The organism is Prosthecobacter fusiformis, from assembly GCF_004364345.1.
GTDB classification, from domain to species: Bacteria; Verrucomicrobiota; Verrucomicrobiia; order Verrucomicrobiales; family Verrucomicrobiaceae; genus Prosthecobacter; species Prosthecobacter fusiformis.
Genome location: NZ_SOCA01000002.1, coordinates 669,117 through 689,632, shown reverse-complemented (window position 1 = coordinate 689,632; position 20,516 = coordinate 669,117). Strand labels below are relative to the sequence as shown.

General features: G+C 56.7%; 18 protein-coding genes and 1 other RNA gene. 6 read left to right on the top strand and 13 right to left on the bottom strand.

Annotated elements, in window-relative coordinates; translation table 11 throughout:
* Positions 1-27: 27 nt before the first annotated feature.
* Both EI77_RS08690 and EI77_RS08685 read left to right on the top strand, forming a co-directional pair.
* Positions 28-921: a serine hydrolase gene (locus EI77_RS08690; protein ID WP_166647132.1), complete on the top strand. Its 894-nt coding sequence runs from the start codon at positions 28-30 to the stop codon at positions 919-921.
* 639 nt (positions 922-1,560) lie between these two features.
* A complete protein-coding gene (locus tag EI77_RS08685) occupies positions 1,561-3,576 on the top strand; it encodes an ATP-dependent helicase (RefSeq protein WP_133794727.1) in 2,016 nt (671 codons plus the stop codon).
* Positions 3,577-3,611: 35 nt separating this feature from the next.
* On the opposite strand, the gene EI77_RS08680 is transcribed toward EI77_RS08685, so the two are convergent.
* From EI77_RS08680 to dapB, 6 genes are all read right to left on the bottom strand, one after another.
* Positions 3,612-4,598 carry a hypothetical protein gene (locus tag EI77_RS08680; RefSeq protein WP_133794725.1) on the bottom strand — a complete coding sequence of 329 codons (987 nt, stop codon included), beginning with the start codon at positions 4,596-4,598 and terminating at the stop codon, positions 3,612-3,614.
* Between the two features lie 43 nt (positions 4,599-4,641).
* On the bottom strand, positions 4,642-6,063 hold the full coding sequence (locus EI77_RS08675; protein ID WP_133794723.1) for a DUF1501 domain-containing protein: 1,422 nt from the start codon (positions 6,061-6,063) through the stop codon (positions 4,642-4,644).
* Positions 6,064-6,135: 72 nt separating this feature from the next.
* Positions 6,136-7,905 (bottom strand): hypothetical protein, encoded by a 1,770-nt coding sequence (locus EI77_RS23320; RefSeq protein WP_166647131.1) that lies wholly within the window; start codon positions 7,903-7,905, stop codon positions 6,136-6,138.
* A 16-nt stretch (positions 7,906-7,921) separates the two neighbouring features.
* Entirely contained in the window at positions 7,922-8,422 is a 501-nt protein-coding gene (locus EI77_RS08665) for an RNA pyrophosphohydrolase (protein ID WP_133794721.1), read from the bottom strand.
* 81 nt (positions 8,423-8,503) lie between these two features.
* Positions 8,504-9,040 carry a 2-amino-4-hydroxy-6-hydroxymethyldihydropteridine diphosphokinase gene (folK, locus tag EI77_RS08660; RefSeq protein WP_133794720.1) on the bottom strand — a complete coding sequence of 179 codons (537 nt, stop codon included), beginning with the start codon at positions 9,038-9,040 and terminating at the stop codon, positions 8,504-8,506.
* 17 nt (positions 9,041-9,057) lie between these two features.
* Positions 9,058-9,795 (bottom strand): 4-hydroxy-tetrahydrodipicolinate reductase, encoded by a 738-nt coding sequence (gene dapB / locus EI77_RS08655; protein ID WP_133794718.1) that lies wholly within the window; start codon positions 9,793-9,795, stop codon positions 9,058-9,060.
* Between the two features lie 184 nt (positions 9,796-9,979).
* Between dapB and EI77_RS08650 the strand changes: the two genes are divergently transcribed.
* On the top strand, positions 9,980-11,089 hold the full coding sequence (locus tag EI77_RS08650) for a tetratricopeptide repeat protein (RefSeq protein ID WP_133794716.1): 1,110 nt from the start codon (positions 9,980-9,982) through the stop codon (positions 11,087-11,089).
* Positions 11,090-11,202: 113 nt separating this feature from the next.
* The gene (locus EI77_RS08645; protein ID WP_133794714.1) at positions 11,203-11,643 is read left to right on the top strand and encodes a DUF5069 domain-containing protein; all 441 of its coding nucleotides are present in this window, start codon (positions 11,203-11,205) and stop codon (positions 11,641-11,643) included.
* A gap of 76 nt (positions 11,644-11,719) precedes the next feature.
* Here EI77_RS08645 and EI77_RS08640 read toward each other — a convergent pair whose 3' ends face one another.
* From EI77_RS08640 to EI77_RS08615, 6 genes are all read right to left on the bottom strand, one after another.
* Positions 11,720-12,514, bottom strand: coding sequence for a 3-keto-disaccharide hydrolase (locus tag EI77_RS08640; protein WP_133794712.1), 795 nt, complete (start codon positions 12,512-12,514; stop codon positions 11,720-11,722).
* Between the two features lie 53 nt (positions 12,515-12,567).
* Positions 12,568-13,632 (bottom strand): PA0069 family radical SAM protein, encoded by a 1,065-nt coding sequence (locus EI77_RS08635; protein WP_133794709.1) that lies wholly within the window; start codon positions 13,630-13,632, stop codon positions 12,568-12,570.
* An 88-nt stretch (positions 13,633-13,720) separates the two neighbouring features.
* Positions 13,721-14,947, bottom strand: a complete 1,227-nt coding sequence (locus tag EI77_RS08630; protein ID WP_133794708.1) for a radical SAM/SPASM domain-containing protein — start codon at positions 14,945-14,947, stop codon at positions 13,721-13,723.
* A 145-nt stretch (positions 14,948-15,092) separates the two neighbouring features.
* Positions 15,093-15,290, bottom strand: coding sequence for a hypothetical protein (locus tag EI77_RS08625; RefSeq protein ID WP_133794706.1), 198 nt, complete (start codon positions 15,288-15,290; stop codon positions 15,093-15,095).
* A gap of 26 nt (positions 15,291-15,316) precedes the next feature.
* The gene (locus tag EI77_RS08620) at positions 15,317-16,102 is read right to left on the bottom strand and encodes a hypothetical protein (RefSeq protein ID WP_133794704.1); all 786 of its coding nucleotides are present in this window, start codon (positions 16,100-16,102) and stop codon (positions 15,317-15,319) included.
* Positions 16,103-16,153: 51 nt separating this feature from the next.
* A complete protein-coding gene (locus EI77_RS08615) occupies positions 16,154-17,236 on the bottom strand; it encodes a hypothetical protein (protein ID WP_133794702.1) in 1,083 nt (360 codons plus the stop codon).
* Between the two features lie 160 nt (positions 17,237-17,396).
* Here EI77_RS08615 and ffs point away from each other — a divergent pair.
* An RNA gene (ffs, locus tag EI77_RS08610) (signal recognition particle sRNA small type) lies at positions 17,397-17,491 on the top strand.
* A gap of 70 nt (positions 17,492-17,561) precedes the next feature.
* Positions 17,562-19,091: a uroporphyrinogen-III C-methyltransferase gene (gene cobA / locus EI77_RS08605; protein WP_133794699.1), complete on the top strand. Its 1,530-nt coding sequence runs from the start codon at positions 17,562-17,564 to the stop codon at positions 19,089-19,091.
* A 53-nt stretch (positions 19,092-19,144) separates the two neighbouring features.
* Here cobA and EI77_RS08600 read toward each other — a convergent pair whose 3' ends face one another.
* Positions 19,145-20,383 (bottom strand): hypothetical protein, encoded by a 1,239-nt coding sequence (locus tag EI77_RS08600; protein ID WP_133794698.1) that lies wholly within the window; start codon positions 20,381-20,383, stop codon positions 19,145-19,147.
* Between the last annotated feature and the right edge of the window lie 133 nt (positions 20,384-20,516).

Genomic DNA, 20,516 nt, shown 5'->3' with positions numbered 1-20,516 from the left:
CGTCTGAACTGGCTCATCATGCCCGCCATGAAACGCCGTCACCTGCTGAAAAACGCACTCGGCCTCTCCTCGGCCCTCCTCACCGGCTGCGCCCTACCTCCCCTCAGTGAGGTCAGCCGCACCGGCCTCGTCTTCGCCCCCGCAGGTGGTGGCACCCCCTTCCTTTCAGGTGGAGCCCGCCGCACCCTCGCCCTCAGGGAATACCAGCAGACCTTCCTCGTCTCCGGTGCCAGCTTCCGCTGCGCCCCCAAGCCCGCCTTCGGCCTCGCCTGGACGAATCACCTCCAGCACGGTTACACCCGTAGCAAAAGGGACCCCCGCATCGGTTACGCCGTCAAAAACCTCGCCACAGGAACCTACCTCGCCGAGCACCAGGCCGATCTCGTCATGAACGGCTGCTCCATGCCCAAGCCCGCCCTTTCTGCCGTCCTCCTGGATGCCCGCGCCGGACGCCTCACCCGCGAGGAATTTCAGCACATCGTCAACGTCTGCGATCTCAGCATCAACGCCTCCTGGATGGCCCTCCTCGCCCGCATCTCACACGACAACGAGCAGACCTTCGAGGCCAAATACAGCCTCCCCGACGTCCCCCTGCGCGAAAACGCCCAGTCCCCCCGCTACTACGCCGAATTCTTCGAACGCTGCGTCAACTACCGCCTCGATCACGGTTGCGAGCTCATGCTGGAAGCCATGCGCCGCAACCAATACGGCATCGGCCACAAATACCTCCCCGCCGAAGTCACCTACCTCGGCGGCAAAACCGGCAACTACGCCGATTACCAGCACGAAGGCCTCTTCTTCTATTACCAGGGCACCCCCTACGCCATCGTCCTCTACACAGGCCAACGCTTCGCCCTCGACGGCAACTACTGGCTCATCAGCGCCCTCTTCGGCGGCCTGTTCCGTGAGTACATTGCGTGATCAAAGCCGAGTTCACCATGCTGTGGTATACGCATCCCACATCAGCCCCAAAGGGGCGAGGCAACGCAGCCCAGGGCAAACGAGCCTAAGCGAGCACAGCCCTGGGAAGAGAGGCACGACACCCCCGCAGTTGCCAAGAGCCCTGTAAGGGCGAGACACCGCACTCACTATCCACCCCACATAGCCCAAGTCGGGCACGTACTCCCTTGCTTTCATCAGGGTCGCCTTGGATCTTTTCCAAAAATAATGCGCCGACAGTTCCACCATGATCATTCCCCTGCCCCATCCCCAAAAATCCCCACGGGGAGCTGCGGGGAAATCATGGGGAAACCAATCCCCACGCGCAAATCATTGAATATCAACGTTTTACACCTAAAAATCCCCAAATGGGGAAAAATCAAAATCATCCCCATCTTGGCGGAAACCAAACAACCATTATAGATATAAAATCCATACCAACGATTTCCCCCCCCACTATAAACCACTCAACAACTGTCCTGTAAATCCTGCCCATCCTGAAATCCTGTCTAAAACTCCCCCACCTCCCATTCCCCCGTCTCCCCGCACCAATCGCGCGGCGATCGTAAACCTCCTCTTGCATCCCTCCCCTGCCCGTCCAAATCCAGTCAGACACCTTTCATGAGCGGATTCACTGGCACTCTCAATCCCCAGCAGCGCGAAGCTGCGACACATATCCACGGCCCCCTTTTGATCCTCGCCGGGGCCGGGACGGGCAAAACACGTGTTGTCACGGCCCGCATCGCCCACATGGTCAATGAAGGCATCAAGCCGGAGAACATCCTTTCCGTCACCTTCACCAACAAGGCCGCTGCCGAAATGCGCGAGCGTGTGAAGGACATGGTCCGTGGCTCTGCTGGGAAAAAGGTCGTCCTGGGGACCTTCCACGCCTTTTGCGCCAAGCTCCTGCGCGAGTTCGCCGAATACGTCGGCTATAAAAAGAACTTCGTCATCTATTCCCAAGGCGACCAGATCAGCCTCATGAAACGGGTGCTCAAGGGCCTCCTCATCAAGGAGGAAAACATGGACCCGCAGGTGGCCCTCTCCCGCATCAGCAAGGCCAAGAACAACGACGAAGATCTGGGCGATCCCACCAAGGACCTCATCCCGGCCGTCGCGGAAAAATACGCGGATGAAATGCGTGCCCTCAACGCCATGGACTTCGATGACCTACTCTGCCTCGGAGTCAAGCTGCTGGAGGACAATGCCGTCGTCCGCGAGATCCTTTACGAGCGGCACAAATACATCATGGTGGATGAGTTCCAGGATACGAACTCCCTCCAGATGCGTCTCCTGCGCGCCCTCACACCCCCTCCCTACAACGTCTGCGTGGTGGGCGATGACGACCAGTCCATCTACGGCTGGCGCGGTGCCGAGATCACCAACATCACCGAGTTCGAAAACTTCTTCCCCAATCCCACGGTGATCAAGCTGGAGGAAAACTACCGCTCCACCACGCCCATTCTTCATACGGCGAACAGCCTCATCACCAACAACATCGGTCGCCGCGTCAAGACCCTCTGGAGCCGCAACAAAGGCAACGACCTCGTCCGCCTCATCGCCACCGAGGAAGATGTGGAGGAGGCCGAGATGATCTCCAAGGAAGTGGAAACCGCCTTTTATTCCAACAAGGAACCCTGGGAATCCTTTGCCGTTCTCTTCCGCACCAATGAGCAGAGCCGCATGCTCGAGCAGGCCTTCCGCGCCCGCAAGATTCCCTATCGCGTGGTCGGTGCCCGCAGCTTCTTTGACCGGCGCGAGATTAAGGACACCCTCAGCTACCTGACCGTGCTGCACAATCCGCACGATGACATCTCCTTGCTGCGCATCCTGAATACCCCCTCACGCGGCATCGGCAACACCACCGCCGAATTGGCCCGTGACCGCAGCATGGAAAAGCAGTACAGCATCTGGGTGGCCCTGTGCGATCCCGAGTTCCTGCGAATGATCCCTGAAAAGGCCCGCACTGCCGTGCGCCAGTTCACAGACATCATTTCCAAATACTCCACCTCCGCCGCCACATCCGGCAGCCAGGGCACTGATCTCGTCACCATGACCGAGGCCCTGCTGAAGGAAGTCGAATACATGGAATATCTGCAAAAGCTCTCCAAAAAGCCGGAGGAGTTTCACGCTTGGGAGCACGGCCTGTCCCTGTTTCTCACCCAGCTCAGCAATTACCAGGAGCGTAACCGCAAGGACGGCTTGGGCGGCTTTTTGGATGAAGTCTGCCTCAATGACGAGCGCGAGGACAAGGACGACATCGAAAAGAAAAAGGGCGTCTGCCTCATCACCCTGCACGCCAGCAAGGGTCTCGAATTCCCCATCGTCTATCTCCCCGGTCTGGAAAAAGGCATCCTTCCCCACAAGCGCAGCTATGATGAAAACCGCGTGGATGAAGAACGCCGTCTCTTCTACGTCGGCATCACCCGCGCCCGCCAGCGCCTAACCATCAGTTACGTACGTTACCGTACCAAATGGGGCCAGCGTCAGGCCGAGCTCCCCAGCCCTTTCCTGGACGAGCTGGACCGCACCTATGTGGATGAGATGGACTATACCAAACACATGAAAGAGGCTCCGTCTGTTGAGGAGACCACTAGTATGTTCGCTGGTCTTAAAGCCATGCTCAGCCAGGAATAAGCTGTCCCCTCACCCCCTTCTCAACCCGTATGCAGTCACAGGCCAAAGTCACCTTCGGCCATGACCGTATGCTTGGGCTTATTAAGCAAGGCCGGTGGGGAGAAGTGGAAATGACAGACATGTGCCTCCTCTTGAGCCATCCCCGGCACCCCCGCCCAGCGCGGGTCCTGAGGAAAAGCCAGCAGCGACATCAGCGCCGCCTTCGGCCCGGGCAAGTCCACCTCCCGGCGGACCAAAACCCCGACCAGCGCCTCCAGTTCCATATCGTCCGCCTCTGTGGAGAAAGCCTCCAGCAGGCTCAAGCAGGCCAGACCCATACGCCGCCTCGGCGTCAGCCAGAGATAGGATGTCAGCATACCTTCCGCATCCACCGCTCCGATAAACAGATGCTTTCGTGCCGGACCCGCCGCATACCAGCGCAGGGACTCCAGGGAGTTCCACTTCTCGATCCGGTCCTCCCGCTGCCAGGGCCGCACCACCCCGGATACCACATGGATATCCGTCGTTATACGGCGGCCTGCGGACAATACAGGCCAGCCCCGCCCTCGATACCTCGCCACCAGTCGGCCCGGCAGTCCCAGCAGCACCAATATACGCCTGACCCGCGTCTCCCCGACCCATCCGCCCCGGGAGATGATGGACTGTACCTCCAGGCTCGGAGTGGTATCCAGCAGCAGATGCGTACGCCCCAGTCTTTGCAGGTGAATCGCCATCGGCACCGCACTGTTCCGATGCTCCTTCTCCACGACCCAGCTAGTGGCGATCAAACTCGTGACCGGTTTTCCCTGATACGCATACAGGGCCGGAATAACCCCCAAAAAGCCAACCAGCCGGTCCTCATGACGAAGCACCCAGCCACGATGGGGGACATCCGCTGCACATGGGTTTTCATCCCACCAGTGCGCCAGCCGCCTCCTCCACAGAGACAAGTCAGCCACCTCCGAGAACTGCCGGGCGAGGAACGAAATCAGTTCCTCCCGGCTATCGGGGCTGTCTGCGTAAGTCTCAACTTTGCAAGGCATCACTAACGATAAACCGAGCTTGGCCGTGATGACAACCCCAAGCCTAAACAAGGATGCCTTTTACCACCTCGCCATGCACATCCGTCAGGCGGAAGTCACGTCCCTGATACCGGAAGGTCAACCGCTCATGATCCAGCCCAAGAAGGTGCAGAAGCGTCGCATTCAGATCATGCGTATGCACGCCGCCTTCGATGACATTGAAGCCCATCTCATCCGTCCGGCCATGGGTAATGCCTCCTTTCACCCCGCCACCGGCCATCCACATGGTATAGGCATCTTTGTGATGGTCGCGGCCACCGGAAAGTTTCTGACCATTGCCATTGGTACCCTGTCTCAACGGCGTACGCCCAAACTCCCCGCCCCATACGACCAACGTCTCATCGAGCAAACCTCGCTGCTTCAGATCCCGCACAAGCGCAGCCATCCCTTGGTCCACATCTTTGGTCTTGGCACGCAGGCGTTTATCCAAACCGCCATGGTGATCCCAGTCGGAATCATAGAGCTGCACCATGCGCACTCCGCGCTCCACCAGACGGCGGGCCAGCAGGCAGTTATTGGCAAAGGAGGCCTTTCCAGGCTGGGCACCATACATGTCCAGCGTGGCTTGAGATTCCTGGGAAATATCCATCAGCTCAGGCACACTGGCCTGCATCCGATAGGCCATTTCGTACTGGCTGATGCGGGTGGAGATTTCAGGGTCACCCACCAGACCAAGCTGCTGCTCGTTGAGGGCACGCACTGCATCCAGCACATGTCGGCGATCCGCACGGCTATGCCCTTTAGGATTGTTCAGAAACAGGACCGGCTCACCTGTCCCCCGGAACTGTACCCCTTGATAAACACTGGGCAGAAAGCCAGTGCTCCAAAGCGTGGTACCCGCCCCACCTGGAGGCCCGGAAAGCAGCACGACATAAGAAGGCATGTCACGATTGTCACTGCCCAGCCCATACGTCACCCACGCCCCCATGCTGGGACGCCCGCCCTGCCCAAAGCCCGTATGCAGAAACATCTGCGCCGGGGCATGATTGATCTCATTGGTATGCATGCCTTTGAGCAGGCAGATCTCATCAGCCACCGTCGCCAGGTGCGGCAGCAGCTCGGACATCTCCTGACCACTTTGCCCATGCTTTTTGAATTCGTACGGAGATCCAGCAAGGGTCATCTCTCCGCCGATGAAGGCGAAGCGTTTACCCTTGAGCAATTCTGGAGGGCACATTTGACCGTCATGTTTTTGCAGAACAGGTTTGTAATCAAACAGATCCAATTGGGACGGTGCCCCGATCATGTGCAGGTAGATGACCTGCTTGGCCTTGGGCGCAAAATGCGGCCCCGGCTGCCCGATCAGACTCGCCTGCGCTGCTGGCAGATCCCGAGCCAGCATCGAGCTCAAAGCAGCCGCTCCCAAAGTCATTCCAGACTCGGCAAAGAACTGGCGGCGTGAGACATTCAAAAAGTCCGGCGTCATGATGCATCCATAACGAAAGCCAGCCTAATGGCTATCAAGGCAAAACCGCTCTCCCCATGTCTGATCCTGCACTTACTTCTTCACTGGCACGGCCATTTTGATGCCCAGTTCCAGAGTCGGCTCACGCTCATCCTCCATTGGCAGAAGAGATGGACGACCACCTTCGCCGATCAGGTTGCTGCCGACAGAATAAAGCAGCCCTCGAGCCGTATCATACTGGAAGGGCTCCCCCGAAAAAGGATCCATGGGAACCGAGGTGAGAAATTTGGGGGTCAGGTCATTGATTTGCGAAGGTAGTTTATGCTGATCCGCCACAAACCGACGAATGGCAAAAAGGCAGCGGACAAGACCATGGCGTGCTTGAGCAAGACTATGTTCCTCCGGCAGGCGCAAGTGAGGCTCGATCCGGTTACTGAAGTAGGCTTCCCCATTCGAATTCGGATGATAAAAGCGGGGAGTGGTCAGGCGGATGCGGTTGACGGATGTAACATCCACCGAAAGCCGAGTATAGGGTGGACGAGTGATCTCATCCCGCAAATTTCGGAAAGCGGAAGCGAAGAGCCCCAGGGTCTCATTGATCTTGAAAAACAGACGCCCAGGACGGCGGTGCAGACGGCCGTCGGGCATGGTATCCAGCAGTTCACCACTGGCCGGACCGAGCAGCAGTTTTTTCTCGTGAATGTAATAGGCCGCACAGGCCTGCCGCATCAGGTCATCATCCGGTCGGCATTGGATAAACTCCTCCTGAAACCTGCCCAGGGTGGCGCTGTCCAGGTGAGTGGACTTCAACAGTTCCCCCAGGATCTGCACCGAAGCAGTCTGGAGTTCCAGCGCACGCTGCATATAACCCGACCAAGCCCACACCTCTTGGAGGCGGCGGCTCATTTCCGCCAGATCAATGGCTGCTACAAAAGCCGGCTCCTCATCTCCTCGACGGGCCAGATAGGCCGCCTGGGCCTGCAACAGACAGGCCGCATGCCGCCAGTTGGGGTGATTGCTGGCGTCTTCAAGATACCAGCTTGAGTGATGTGGATGCCAGTCATAGTCCTCCAGCAGATCACGCAGGTTATCCAGGGCCGTGCCATTGGCCCGGACGAAGGAAGAAAGTGCAGGTGTCTCCCAAGTCCACGGAGCCTGAGCGCGCAGACTGATATCTTCCACCGGCAGGACGGAGTTCAAAAAGGCACGCAGTTTGACCGGCGCCTGAGTGGTGGGGGTCTGGTCCACTGAGACCTGCGGGCGCAGATCCTCATCAGAATCACGCGGCGTATCATGGAGATAAATCCAGGCCAGGAGAGTCAATCCGAGAGTGCCCAGGGCCAGTGAAATGAGTGAGTTCCACGAAAAGTCACTGGATCGCCGAGGTAGCCTCTGCCGGCGATGGGGAGTAAGGGGCGTAACCGTTGCCACCTTGGTCTCCGGTAGTTCTGATCGTTCTTTTAAAGGTTCAGGAAGCCTTCTTTTTGGAGGAAGATCCAGAGGAAGTTGAAAAGGATCTTCCTCAACACTTGGCTTGTTAGTCTTTGCCTGCGGAAGCGGTATAGCCGCAGGCCGGGGGGGGATCACTTCCTTCGGTTCATCTTTTTCAAAGTGCAGAAGAACACCGTGCGGAGTGATCTGCGGTACAAGGCCAGCATCTGATGATGAATCACCTCGGTGCTTTGCAGTGACCACAGATGTGGCTTCTGGCTTGAAATCTTTAAGGCTGGCGCTGCTATCTTCCGGAGGCGCGATCCACTCATTTTCAAAACTCCATGGAGAGGCCCAGTCATCCTTCGGGATACGCCAAGTCATCGCCCCTAGCACGGCACGGGCTTTGGATTGGCGTGGTTCCTTGTTCATGGAATGAGGACAGAAGTCAACTCACAGGCGGATTGAGTTCCAAGCCAAAAAAGTCCAAAAAGACCTGCCGGTAAACAGCGCGTTTAAACTTTGGCACCCAGTCCATCTGAAACTCCTCAGGCCGAATCCAGCGCCATTGGCTGAATTCCTGATGGGTGGCGGCCAGATTAATATCGCTGTCCTGGCCCAGGAACCGACAGCGGAAATAGCTCTGCTCCTGCCCGCCATAGATTCCGTATTTGAGACGGCCTTTGGCAAAAGCATAACGGTAGCCATCACGGCGCTCCAGCAATTCAACGTTGTTTTGGGTGACACCAATTTCTTCGGCCATTTCACGATACATGGCGGTCTCCGCATCCTCACCATCATCAATGCCGCCTTGAGGGAACTGCCAAGCACCGGGAATGTTAATCCGCTCAGCAACGAAAATCTCATCGGCCGCATTCGTCAGAATGATGCCGACATTGGGACGATAAAGAATGGGGGTAGCAATGGGCAGGTCGAGGCTTTCAGACATGGGGCACTGGCAGGATACCTCATCCAGGCTGCCTGTCACCTGCGGATGGCGTGAAGAATCACATGGAAATATGCACGAATCTTAGCCTGTCGGCATGAGCTGATAACGCCATGCCCCAGCAGGCCGCACACTACCAGGTTCATCTTCCAGTGCGGCCAAAGCTTCGGTGATATTCATGGCCAAACCCGGCAGTTGCAAAGTAGGGCGGATTTCGGCTAGAGGCTGAAGGACGAACCGGCGCAGGTGAAGACGCGGATGCGGCACTGTCAATATGGGATCGATACTCCGGTATTCTCCTGCATAAAGCAGATCGAGATCCAATGTACGAGGCGAGTTCTGTTCACGCTGCGCAGGGCGACCCAAAAGGCTCTCCACAGCGATCAAATGGGCATGTATTTCGACTGGCAACAAGTCTGTCTCCAATTCGATGACTGTATTCAGAAAGGCCTGAGTTCCTGGGGCGCAATCCACCGGATCTGTCTCGTATAAAGAGGCTCCAGCAGTGAGCCTCGCTCCGGGAATACGCATCAAAAGTTGTTCCACCCCCTGCTGCAAATGATCCTGGCGATCCCCCAGATTGGAGCCCAGGGCGATGCCAAAAGCGGTGGTGACCGACATGGGAGAGAAGAGGCTGATTACTTCAGACCGAGCACGTCCTGCATGTCATAGAGACCTGCGGGCTTGCCTTCCAGCCAGCGTGCTGCACGCACCGCACCACCCGCGAAGGTGTCGCGACTGCTGGCTTTGTGAGTCAGTTCCACACGCTCGCCGATATTGGCAAAAACGACGGTGTGATCTCCCACAACATCTCCCCCGCGAAGGGCATGCACGCCGATCTCCTTGGGAGTGCGAGCCCCCACATCACCAAAACGGCCATGGCGGCAGTCCGTATCGTATTCGAGTCCGCGCACATCGGCGAGGATTTCCACCAGTGTACGAGCGGTGCCGCTGGGGGCATCCTTTTTCATGCGGTGATGCATCTCCACCACCTCAAGATCGAAGTCAGGTCCGAGGAGTTCAGCCGCTTTGCGGGTAAGCCAGAAGAGGGTGTTCACTCCCACGCTAAAATTGGAGGCAAAGACCACAGGAATGGTCTTGGAGGCGTCTTTGATGCGTGCTAGTTCTTCGCTGGTGTGGCCGGTGGTGCCGATGACCAAGCTCTTATTCTGCCGCAGGGATTCGGCCAGCAGTTCATCTGTGAAATGGTGGGAGCTAAAATCAATGGTGCAATCGCACTTGGCCAAAGCTTCTGGCAAGGAGCCGCCAACGTCGATACCAGCCCCGACAGCCACGCCTTGGGCCTCGGCTGCACTGATGACCGCCTGGCCCATGCGCCCGTTGCAGCCTGTCACAAGAAGTTTGAATTCGCTCATAAGAGCCGTGGAGATAGCCGTTTCTAGGCCGGACGCAACCTGCCAGCAGCAGTCCGTGCATGAAATAAAGCTGCCTGTGCCGCCCGGCTTTTATGAAAAGCGGCCCGATTCATGCATGATCGAGCATTCAGAACGCAAGTTTGTCTGTTGTAGGCACGATTCACGAAACGTAGTGTCTTAAATCATGAAACTTTTTCTTCTCTCTCTTGCCTTTGTCAGCCTCTACGTCCTGACCGTGACCGGCCAGCAGTCCGAGATGATCAACGATAAAGAACTGCGTGCCTGGGCAGACAATGGGGATGCAGACTCCCAGTTTGAACTGGGCCTTCGTCTGCTGACGGGTGAAGGCCTGAAGAAGAATGAGGCCGAGGGTGTCACATGGGTGGAAAAAGCCGCCGCTCAAAAGCACTTGCGTGCCCAATTTGTCCTGGGCTCTCTTTACGAAGAGGGGGTGGGAGTGAAGAAGAATGAAGCCACCGCCTTTGAGTGGTATCGCAAATCAGCGGAAAACGGTTTTGCCGCAGGCCAGCATGCGGTGGCAATGGCCTATGACCTGGGCCGTGGGGTCAAACTAGATCCCGAGAAAGCAACGGAATGGCTGGAAAAAGCCGCTGAGCAAAATCATGCCCCCGCCCAGACTGCCCTGGCTGCGAAATATGAGCGCGGTGTGGGAACGGCAAAGAGTCCTTCCAAAGCAGCCCTGTTTTACCTGCGCGCGGCCCAGCAGGATTTCGTTCCGGCGATGAGTCGGCTGGCAAATCTGTATTATACTGGCGTGGGTGTGCCCGTGGATTTCCGACGGGCCGGGGCCTGGTATCAGCGGGCGGCACGCAGTGAAGATCCCTGGGCGGCGAACAATCTGGCTTGGTTTCTATCCACCTGCCCGGACGAAAATCTACACAATGGGGAACAGGCGGTGCAACTGGCAACCCGTGCCCTGAGAATCATGGACGAGGCGGGTGAAGAACAACGCTACGAAATGATCGACACTAAAGCGGCTTGCCTAGCGCGGAATGGTGAATTCCTCGAAGCCGTGCTTTGGCAGAAAAAAGCGTTGGCCTTGCTGCCTGCGGACAAGGAGCTGCCACCTGAAGAACGGAAAAGCCTGGAGACTGAATTTCAAAGCCGTCTGAAGCTCTATCAAAAGCAGACGCCTTACACAGAGGCGGAACCGAAGCAGGGCGAGGAAACAGCTCCCCTACCCCAGGACACCATCCTGCAGGAAGAAGGCATCCCCGGTGCCCCTACCAAGCCAAAAAACAGCAAGAGTAAAAGCCGAGGGACCGTCGTTTAAAGACTACGCCGTGAGGTTTTCCGCCATCGCTTGACCAATGGCAGGCGTAGAACACGTTCTAACTGGGGAAAGTCGGATTTCTTCCCCATTTTAAATCAGTCATCCATACAACCATGAGCCAAATCGTTCCTCTCATCTCTTCCGGCGTGGCCGGTCCCCTCGGCGTTCTGCATCTGCCCCGTCTGTGGCTGAAAGCTTCATTGGCTGCCGCAGGTAAACTGCACGCCGACTATCCGGCCTGCGGCAACGGTTATGATGGCATGACCCTGGCTGCCCTGGGCATTCCAGAAGATGTCTTCCTGGCCTTCATCACGACCAAACCAACCTATGTGCAGCTTGAGGCTTGGGTGAAAAATTATCCAGGCGTGAAGCTGACCAAGGCTGATATCTATAAACATAATCAGGCCATCCTGGGTTATGTCCATGGTGATGACGTACGCCAGGGCATCCTGGATGCCGTTGGCCTGCCTGACGATGGTGGAGTGAATCCTGGCGCAGTGGACTTGAACAACCTGGATGACTGGCAGACGCTCTGGGCAACCGAGATCAAGTAAGCTCGCTGATTTGTCTATGAAGTGATGCGGACGTTCCAGTCTGCATCACTTTTGTATCAAGGCCGTCATCCTTAGGTTAAGAAGCCTTGGGTGCGGCCTTTTTCTTGGCTCCGCCGCCCTGGGGAACTACCTTGATGGCATCCACAGGAAGGGGTGCATCCGCCGTTTTCAGCAAAGGCAGGTCATCTGGCAGGTGCTGAAGAAAGAAGTCCTGATACTGAATCTTCATGGGTGGGCCGACATGGACCTGGACGGCAATGACGCCTTCAAGAGCACGGCCTTTTTCATCAAGGTCCATCACGTCCACGGTCTGCACGCCATCAATCCAGTGACGATGGTGATTACCTTCCACACGAATGCGGTAGTCATGCCATTCGCCGCCGGGGAATTCTTTGACCGGCATCTTGCCCACGACCCAAGGCTGCCCCTGGGAATCAATGACCACTTTTTCTCCCGCATGGGCAAGAATACGGCGGCCACGCTCTTCATAAAGCATGCCGTTGTAGTCTGCACGCTTTGGCACGACATCGCACTGATAACCGGTGACGACCCAATCACCAAGGTCCGGCCGCTCCTGGCCGCGATACTGAAGGCCACTGTTGCCATCTGGAGTGACTTTCACCTTCACGCGAAGCTCGAAGTTTTTCACTTTCCCGCCCGTCCAGGTGATGAAGCGGTTGTAATCCAGGGTTCCATCGGCGACACCGGTGAGGCAGCCGTCTTCAACGGACCAGTATGCATCGCTGCCTTTCCAGCCAGTGAGATCCCTGCCATTGAAGATGGCAGTAAAACCATCCGGCGGCACTGGATCGGCAGCAGAAAGAGGCAGGGAGCTGGAGAGCAACAACAAGCAAAGGGCGGAGCGGAGCATGGCCCTTCAATACGATGGAAAGGGCCGCTTGTTGCAACGGCTTGCGGTCCGGCTTACCACAGCTCCATCTGGCCACCAGTATCCCGAGGGCGACGGAAATGAGCGGTGGTCAGCTCTGAACGACGATGCAACATGCCGGCACGTTTGATGGAGAGCTTGAAGACCTGGGAGATCTGATCTGACCAGACGCCGACACCTTTGAGGCGCTTGCCGAATTCAGGATGTGAGAGGGTGCGTCCCTGCGTTTCCTCAATGCGGTTGAGGACCTTGTCCTTCATGCCCGGATAATGCTCCTCCAGCCACAGCGCGAAGACTTCTTTGACGCTGAAGGGAAGGCGCACAACGGTATAACCGGCGAACTGCGCGCCCGCATCCCGGGCGGCATTGATGATGGCGGGTATTTCACTGTCATTGAGACCCGGAATGATGGGGGCCACGGAAACACCCACCGGGATGCCCTGCGCAGCAAGGATGCGTATCGCCTCCAGGCGCATACTGGGGGAGGATGCACGTGGCTCGAGCTTACGAGCGAGGTCAGCATCCAAGGTGGTGATGGAGATGTAAACAGCGGTGGCCTGATAACGGGCAAGTTCAGCAAGGTGATCCACGTCCCGCGTGATGAGATGGTTTTTAGTGATGAGGGTGACCGGGTGCCGACACTCAGCCAGCACGGCCAGGCAGCCACGCGTGATTTCCAGGCGCTTTTCCACGGGCTGATAGCAATCCGTGACGCCGCTGAGGGAGAGGCTTTCGGGTAGGTATTTGTCCCTGGCCAGCTCGGTCCGCAAAAGGGCGGGAGCATCCATTTTCACCATGATGCGGGATTCAAAATCCACGCCGGCAGACCAGCCGAGCCATTCATGAGTGGGGCGGGCATAACAATAAGCGCAACCATGCTCGCAGCCCCGGTAAGGATTCAGGCTGGCACCGAAGGGCATGTCCGGGCTGTTGTTGCGGCTGATGATGGAGGTGGAATGATCCTGGAAGAACTTGGTCACCACCTTGGTGGGCTCTTCACCAGGGTCATAGCTGACTTGGAGAGCGGAGAAACGCTGCTCCGTATTCGCTGCGGCACCACGTCCCCGAGGACGATTGATGGGCGCGTCAGGTGTTTGCATGAACACCTATTAAATCATAAGGAAGGGAAATTCAAGGGGGCTTTTGCACCCGATGCCGCCTGAAGGCGGGACTACAAAACGCAGGGACTCAAATGGTCGGCGAATGTGCTTTGGGATCAAGCTGCTTATAGACGCCGAAGTCGTAATAGAAGTAGCGTTTGGCGACTTTATACATCCAGTGTTTTTCTGGGATTTCTTCTTCCTCGCGCCATTGGCTTGTGCGGGGTGTCATGGCTTCCAGCTCGGCCATGGCGGTCTGGCGGATGGTGGTGTCCTTGGCACCGTGTTTGAGGGCTAGATCTTTGACGAGATCTGGACGCTCCAGGACAATGCAGCCACGGGTGTGCTTGGCGGCAGTTTCACGGAAGTCTTTGAGGAATCCGGATTCGTTGAAAACATCGAAAATATCGCGGTCGGTACGGATGTTTTCGGTGGCGAACTGGATGATGGGGCAAGGCTCAAGCCCCCCAGTAGGGCCAATGTGATGGCTGATGCCGGTGGCCATGGGGCAGAGCGCTTTGCCCTGGTGGTCATAATAAGCATCCACGATGGCGATGGGCATCTCTGCCCGCATGGAGGTGACGAAACGGCGGACCTGGGTGATCTGGTCTGGGGTGAGAGCGAGCTGGTCGTTGATCTTGGGGCCGACGGGGCGGTAGGTGTGATACCAAGTGTAGTGGACCCCCATATCAATGAGCTTTTGCAGCCATTCGCGGGTGAGCAGGTCATCAATATTGGTCTGGCACAAACTGGTGGCCACGCCGGTCATGAGCTTGGCATCCAGGCAATTTTGCAGACCACGCAGAGTTTTGTTCAGCACATCTTTTTTGCCACGACGCTCGTCGCTGACGGTGCTGTTACCTTCGACACTGACGAGAGGTGTGGAATTGCCGATTTTGCGAAGGGCATCGGCGGTTTTGGCAGTAATGAACTGGCCATTGGTGAAGACCTGAAAGTAGCAGTCCGGATGCATTGCCAGGAGGTCCAGAAGCTCGGGATGCATGAAGGGCTCTCCACCCAGGAGGCCGAAAAAGGCATTGCCGTGATTTTTGGCGTCGTTGATGATTTTGTTCAGTTCCTCGAGCTTGATGGCTTCGCGAGGTTTATCCACATCCACCCAGCAGCCCTGGCAACGCAGGTTGCATGAATTGAGGATGGAGATGTACAGGAAAGGCGGGAAGTAGGTCCCTTGCTCCATGCGTTTTTTGAAAAGCATGACTGAGCGCGCTCCTTTGTAACCAAAGTTCCAGGCGATCTTTGTGAGGCACTTGGGATCCACAGTGCGCAGCATGCGGGAGGTGAGGGAAAAGATCATCAGAGGGGATTACGGACAGAAGAAGGCAGGAGAGACGACGGCTCTACAGATAACGATGGTGATGAGGAACATCACGCAGGATGAACAAAACAAAAGGCAGCCTTTTGGGAGGCTGCCTTTCGAAAAAATGCGGCGAGGGACAATCTTAGCGGCTGCCCTGCATCATGGATCCATACTTGGCGTTTCCTTCCCACTTGGGTGGACGATTCCAAGGCAGGCTGCTGTCACCCACAGCGGGTGGTGGCACGCGTTCACGACGCTTAGGCTTGTCTGACGCGCAGGAAACCATCGTCTGAGCCAGCACGAGGGCGAGGATGGACTGAAGAATGAGACGGGGGGACATAACGCTCAAGCTACTCAATTTTGGAGTTATTGGTAGAGATTTTCTAAAATGACGCGATCTCCAGGAGCGATGGTCATGCCTTCTGCCAGGGTATCTGGGAGAATATTGGCGACGGTGCGATTGCCTTCAACCGAGACGATGCTGAGCTTGCCCACAGTTTGGGTGCCGCGAGTGACGAGAAGTTTGGTGGCTTCGGTGATGCCTTTGCTCTGACCGGCATTGACGACGACAAAACCCCAATCGCTGTTAACAGCCACGACCTGGGCACTGAGACCGTTGCGATCGAAACCTTTTTTGCGGTCTTCGATCTTGCGGATGAGATCATCCAGTCCTTTGCGGGTTTCAGCCACTTTGGCTTCTTCAGCATCCACTTCTTTTTTCTTCATCTCGGCTGCTGTCTGAAGCTCAGCGATGGCCTTTTTGATGTTGTTCATATCCTCGACAAGTGTCTCGGGCTTGACGCCCTGAGGGAGTTTGTCGAGCTTGATTTTCAATTCGGCCAGCTTGGAATTGCGACCGTCCAGGTCTTCCTGGGCACGCTTGGTATCGTTGTCAGCCTGAACGATTTTGAGCTTCTGGCTTTTGATCTTTTCAGCTTCGATATCCAGTTCTTGTTTGACGGCTTCTGCGTCATTGGAGACCTGGGTAACTTCGGCGACGATCTTCTTAGCAGCATTGAGTTCCTTCAGGACATTGCTGTTAGTATTGGCCACGGACTGGCGAACTTCAGCGAAAGCACGGCCATTTTGATAAGCGAAGAAAGTGGCGACGAGCATCACCACGGCGCTGAGAATGAAAAGGACTTTGGTCATGGGGGAGAGAAAAGAAAAGTTACCTGGAAACAGGAAGGGAAGCCCAGGGTCTTAATTAGCAAAAGGATCGGATGTCATGGATGCACCTGCCGCAGGGGGAGGAGCAGCGCCAAAAGGATCCGAGTTAGCGGGAGCAGCCGGGGCGGCAGGAGCACCGAAAGGATCAGAATTAGCAGGAGCAGCCGGGGCGGCTGGGGCACCGAAAGGATCGCTCATGGCTGGAGCAGCCGGGGCTGCGGGAGCACCAAAAGGATCACTTGTGGCTGGAGCGGGAGATCCAGGAACGGTCGTGTCCATGGCTGGAGTAGCACCTTCAGTCGGGACAGGAGCGCCACCTGTGGGCTTGGCCTCTTCGGAGCTTTGCTTGGCGGCAGCGACGACCATGTCACCTGCGCGGATGGCATTGCCTTCGACCAAAGTCCCAGGAATAAGGTCAGCGATGGCGCCGTGCTGTTCCACATTGCGCACTTTGAGTTTGGCGATGACCTGACGGCCGCGCTTGACCTCAAGATCCGCGTTGGCAAAGACACCTTGGGAATTGCCCTTGCTGAGGATGGCGAAATCCCACTCTGGGAAGTATTGGGAAACACGGGCTGTGAAATCTGGAGAAACAATGCCGCGACGTCCCTGGGCTTCGGTGTCCCGGAGGGTATTGATCTGGGAAACGACGTAATCGTACTGTTCCTTGGCGGAAGCGACCCGCTGATTCTGATTGGCGACAGCGCCTTCAGCATCCTGCTGCTCTTTTTTGAGCTTTTCGATCTGGGCGACCAGTTTTTCGATGTCGCCAGCATCTGCGATCTGTTTTTCCACCGAGGTGACCTGTGCGGTAACCTGATCCAGATTGCCTTTGATGACGGCCATCGCGGCTTCTTTTTCCTGAGCTTCAGCAGTCAGCTTGAGGACTTCTTCGCGAGATGTGTCACGTTCTTTCTGGCTGGAAGCGAGGAGTTCCTGCTTCACCTTGAGCGCTTCATCTCCCTCCACCTTGCGTGTCTGAGCCAATGCGAGGTTGGTATTGGCGAAGGACAAGCGGTTACGCTCCTTCTCGAGGTCCTGTTGATTGAGCCAAGCGAAGCAAGCAGCGCCTGCGAGACAGGCGGCAGAGAGGGCAGATAGAATCTTCCAGACCATGATATTATTGTTGGGTAATATGAATTACGTCCTGTCTTCTACCGAATCTGCGCTTTTTCGACAACACCATTTTTCACATCTGGTGATTTCGTGGAAAAATTATGCTTCAAAGAGAAGTTTTGCCGCTTGTCGAAGCCGGATGTCTGCACTAATCAAACGGTGTCAGGGGCCGCGGATGTCCAGCTTGTGAATCCCGCCAGGTCCTGACGGAAGCAACGGCAGCATGCCTGTCCATGCTGCGGTTCCCTGACACTCCTTTGCTCCATGATGAGCGGGAGTTGCCATGCGCGGAAGGCTCGCCACAGTCGTAGCCCCTTTCCCAATCATGTCGAAATCATCTGCATCCCCTTCCCCAGGCATCTGTTATCTCGTCGGCGCCGGTCCTGGCGATCCGGGGCTGCTGACGATCAAAGGCAAGGAGTGCATCGAAGCGGCCGATGTTCTCGTGTATGATTATCTGTGCAATCCAGAGCTGCTGCGCCACGCAAAACCGGGCACCGAAAGGATGTATGTGGGCAAAAAAGCCAAGGAGCACACGCTGACGCAAGACCAGATCAATGCTCTGATCGTCAAACTGACGCGTGAGGGCAAGGTGGTGACGCGACTTAAAGGCGGAGATCCGGTCCTCTTCGGCCGTGGAGCGGAAGAAGCGGCGGAGCTGGCGGAGGCAGGTGTGGCTTTTGAAATTGTGCCAGGCATCACCAGCGCGATTGCGGGCCCGGCCTATGCGGGCATTCCGGTGACGCATCGTGATCATTGCAGCCAATTGACCATTTTTACCGGGCATGAGGATCCGACCAAGGAGGAGACGAGCCTGGACTATGCCAAGCTGGCCAAGGCGGACGGCACCAAAGTCTTCCTGATGGGTGTGGAACGGATGGAAGAGATCACGGGAAAATTCATCGAAAATGGAGCGGATCCTGAGACGCCGATGGCATTGGTGCGATGGGCAACTCATGGCCGCCAGCAGACGCTTATCGGCACTCTTGGCACCATGGCGGCGAAGGTCAAAGAAGCCGGATTTAAAGCACCTGCTGTCGCAGTGGTGGGTAACGTGGTGAACGAGCGTAAAAACATCAACTGGTTCGAAAACCGGCCTTTATTTGGCAAGCGCATCGTGGTGACACGGACCCGCCAGCAGGTGGGGGCATTGAGCAAGAAACTGCGTCTTTTGGGCGCGGACGTGATCGAACTGCCCACCATCCGCATTGAGGAGCCGCATAATCTCGTGCTTTTCGGTGAACTGGTGCAGGACTGCCATCAGTATGAATGGCTGATTTTCACCAGCCCGAATGCCGTGGATGCATTCTTCAAGATGTTTTACAAAATCTACAAGGATGCACGCAGCATCGGCGGTGTGCGCATCGCGGTGGTGGGACCGGGTACTGCGGAAAAGGTGCGGGAGCAGCACCTGGATGTGGACCTGATGCCGGAGAAAAACTTTGTGGCTGAAGGCTTGGTGGCAGCACTCAAAGAATACCAGAATATGGAGAACGTGAACGTCCTCTGGGTGCGTGGTGAAGAGACGCGCGAGGTCATCGCCAATGAACTTACCGGTTTAGGTGCAATCGTGGATGAGGCCATCGCTTACCGCACCGTGCCTGAAAAGGATGACAATCTGGAAGCCATCTCCCGCGTGGTGAATGAGGGGGCGGACATGATCACTTTCACCAGTGCCAGCACGGTGGATTGCTTCATGAATCTGAACATCGCCATGCCAGCGGATATCAAAGTGGCGAGCATCGGGCCGATCACCTCTGAGGCTGCACGCAAACGCGGTCTGAAGGTGGATATCGAAGCCGAAGCCAATACAATCCCTGGCCTGGTCAGTGCGATCGAGAAGTATTGGAAATAGGCTGATCTATTGTCGGGGCGCATGCCGTCATGCACGGGCATGCGCCTTTTCCTTTATTTGCTGGTGGAGGCAGCGAAAAGTATTTGGCGTTCGTCTTCCGTCAGATCGTCACTGCTGAGGGCAAGCAGGAGCTCGGCGCATTCGCGAGCTTCTTTGAGATTGGGCGAGTCCGGGTGGAGACAAAGCTGCAAGGTCGTGAACATTTCTTTGGCAGTCAGTACGCGCACGGCAGCTTTGGCTACCTGACTGCGCACGGCGAGATCCAATGGCGGGTCCAGCATGAGGCAGCGCAACAGGGATTGATATTCACGGCTGCCCTGAGCGGCCAAGGATGTCTGCCCCTGGACATAATTCAGGGAGTCATTCAAGTTCCCTTTTTTGACCAAGCCATACATACGCTCCAGTTCCGGCATGGATTTGAGGATGCTGGCGATTTCATCCTGCCGAGCTTTCATGTAGGGAGACTGCGGCACGGAGGTATCCACCGCATGGAAGCTATAACCCTTTTCCACAGGAGACTGGGGAGCAACTGACTCGGCGGTGTCTGGCGAAGAGTTCTGGAAAGTCGTCCACCCGCCAGCCAGCATCATGCAGCCGACACCCACGGCCAAGCCGAGGATGAAGTTAGAAAAACGAGGTGCCTTTGAATCTACTGCCGGGGCTCGGGGTTGCCGCTGATCACGCCAGAGCTCCCACCAACAGCGCGGAATGGTGGCCCGGAATAAGTGCAATGAATCATGGTCCTCTGGAAGTAGTACAGCGAGGTGACGCAAGGCATCCAAGGCCTCCTGGCTTTCCCAGTCCCAGTCGTGCTCAGGATCCCGCAGCCGACGGTTCCATAGATGGCGGTCTTCCTGAGGTAGCGGGGCGAGCAGCTGGCCTACACTGACCCACTGGACGGCCTCCTTAATCAAATGCGGATCCACAGAATCCCGCAACAGCGGGCGGCTGGCGGCCAGCCAGCGTGGTGCAGGCCCTGGCCGCAAAATGCCAAGAAGACTGGCCAAAAGCGCCATGATCTGCCCTGCCTCATGGGACAAAACTGGAGGCTGGGCATCCATAAGAGCTTCGGCAAGACGCACCAGTTTATGCGTTTCCCCCTGTCGAGTCCATTGCGTCACAACGACCCGGGTCAGCAGTGCGCATTGATGGCGGAGTTCTGCCACCAGATGCGCTGGCTGGGCCAGACTGGCCAGCCAAAGGCCGCTGTCATCAAAAGTAGCGAGCAAAGCCTGGCTGCCCTGGTGTGCCGCCCCTGGATTCACATAAAGCTGTTCACAGAACTGGGTCATTGAGGCTTCAGAACCTGTCTTGACCACGTAGGAAGCCAGTTCACGCGCCCTAGACTCCAAGTCAGGGTCAGGGGTTCGGTAATGACCCCCGCCCCATGTCGGTTCCGCAGCAAAGCGTTGAAAGTCATCGCTG

What these genes read in the sequence shown, in the direction of transcription:
- cobA (WP_133794699.1), top strand. Translation starts at nt 17,562, where the DNA reads ATGTCGAAATCATCTGCATCCCCTTCCCCAGGCATCTGTTATCTCGTC.
- EI77_RS08620 (WP_133794704.1), bottom strand. Translation starts at nt 16,102, where the DNA reads ATGACCAAAGTCCTTTTCATTCTCAGCGCCGTGGTGATGCTCGTCGCC.
- EI77_RS08600 (WP_133794698.1), bottom strand. Translation starts at nt 20,383, where the DNA reads ATGACCCAGTTCTGTGAACAGCTTTATGTGAATCCAGGGGCGGCACAC.
- EI77_RS08625 (WP_133794706.1), bottom strand. Translation starts at nt 15,290, where the DNA reads ATGTCCCCCCGTCTCATTCTTCAGTCCATCCTCGCCCTCGTGCTGGCT.
- folK (WP_133794720.1), bottom strand. Translation starts at nt 9,040, where the DNA reads ATGTCGGTCACCACCGCTTTTGGCATCGCCCTGGGCTCCAATCTGGGG.
- dapB (WP_133794718.1), bottom strand. Translation starts at nt 9,795, where the DNA reads ATGAGCGAATTCAAACTTCTTGTGACAGGCTGCAACGGGCGCATGGGC.
- EI77_RS08675 (WP_133794723.1), bottom strand. Translation starts at nt 6,063, where the DNA reads ATGACGCCGGACTTTTTGAATGTCTCACGCCGCCAGTTCTTTGCCGAG.
- EI77_RS23320 (WP_166647131.1), bottom strand. Translation starts at nt 7,905, where the DNA reads ATGAACAAGGAACCACGCCAATCCAAAGCCCGTGCCGTGCTAGGGGCG.
- EI77_RS08635 (WP_133794709.1), bottom strand. Translation starts at nt 13,632, where the DNA reads ATGCAAACACCTGACGCGCCCATCAATCGTCCTCGGGGACGTGGTGCC.
- EI77_RS08630 (WP_133794708.1), bottom strand. Translation starts at nt 14,947, where the DNA reads ATGATCTTTTCCCTCACCTCCCGCATGCTGCGCACTGTGGATCCCAAG.
- EI77_RS08645 (WP_133794714.1), top strand. Translation starts at nt 11,203, where the DNA reads ATGAGCCAAATCGTTCCTCTCATCTCTTCCGGCGTGGCCGGTCCCCTC.
- EI77_RS08615 (WP_133794702.1), bottom strand. Translation starts at nt 17,236, where the DNA reads ATGGTCTGGAAGATTCTATCTGCCCTCTCTGCCGCCTGTCTCGCAGGC.
- EI77_RS08685 (WP_133794727.1), top strand. Translation starts at nt 1,561, where the DNA reads ATGAGCGGATTCACTGGCACTCTCAATCCCCAGCAGCGCGAAGCTGCG.
- EI77_RS08690 (WP_166647132.1), top strand. Translation starts at nt 28, where the DNA reads ATGAAACGCCGTCACCTGCTGAAAAACGCACTCGGCCTCTCCTCGGCC.
- EI77_RS08665 (WP_133794721.1), bottom strand. Translation starts at nt 8,422, where the DNA reads ATGTCTGAAAGCCTCGACCTGCCCATTGCTACCCCCATTCTTTATCGT.
- EI77_RS08650 (WP_133794716.1), top strand. Translation starts at nt 9,980, where the DNA reads ATGAAACTTTTTCTTCTCTCTCTTGCCTTTGTCAGCCTCTACGTCCTG.
- EI77_RS08680 (WP_133794725.1), bottom strand. Translation starts at nt 4,598, where the DNA reads ATGCCTTGCAAAGTTGAGACTTACGCAGACAGCCCCGATAGCCGGGAG.
- EI77_RS08640 (WP_133794712.1), bottom strand. Translation starts at nt 12,514, where the DNA reads ATGCTCCGCTCCGCCCTTTGCTTGTTGTTGCTCTCCAGCTCCCTGCCT.